The organism is Paracoccus halophilus, from assembly GCF_000763905.1.
Classification (GTDB): Bacteria; Pseudomonadota; Alphaproteobacteria; order Rhodobacterales; family Rhodobacteraceae; genus Paracoccus; species Paracoccus halophilus.
Genome location: NZ_JRKN01000107.1, coordinates 1 through 623 on the forward strand (window position 1 = coordinate 1; position 623 = coordinate 623).

A 623-nucleotide genomic window follows, 5' to 3' on the forward strand; every position below is an offset into this window, starting at 1 on the left:
TAGGGTCAGGACTCATTTTGGCAGCCAAAAGATGACGATGGCGGCGATGCAGATGGCGGAGAGGAACAGGTCTCCGCATCTGTCGTAACGGGTTGCGATACGCCGCCAATCTTTCAAGCGGGCAAAGGCATTCTCGATACGGTGACGCTTTCTGTAGAGGCGCTTGTTGTAGGTTGCGGGCCTCTTTCGCTTTGTCCGAGGCGGGATGCAGGTGCGCATACCCATGCGCTTCAGTTCTTCGCGAAACCAGTCGGCATCGTACCCTTTGTCACCGAGCAGCCGTTTCGCCTTCGGCAGATCACCCAACAGGACGACAGCGCCACGCGCATCACTCATCTGGCCCGGCGACAGAAAGAACGTCAGCGGGCGGCCACGACCGTCCGACACCATGTGCAGCTTTGAGTTCAGCCCGCCTTTGGTCCGCCCGATGGCCCTCGGCTTGATCCCCCTTTTGAGAGGCTTGCCGCCGTGCGGTGCGCCTTCATGTGGGTACTGTCTATCATGATGGTGTCTCCGTCTCGCCCTGGTTGCGCCAAGTCCTTGAAGATGCGTGCGAACACACCCATACGAGACCATCTGACGAACCGGTTGTAGAGCGTCTTGTGCGGGCCATACACCGATGG

Annotated in this window: 1 pseudogene; it reads right to left on the minus strand. The window is 59.2% G+C overall.

Annotated elements, in window-relative coordinates:
- Nucleotides 1-12: 12 nt before the first annotated feature.
- Nucleotides 13-623, minus strand: a pseudogene (locus tag IT41_RS20485) (IS5-like element ISPha1 family transposase); the annotation flags it as partial.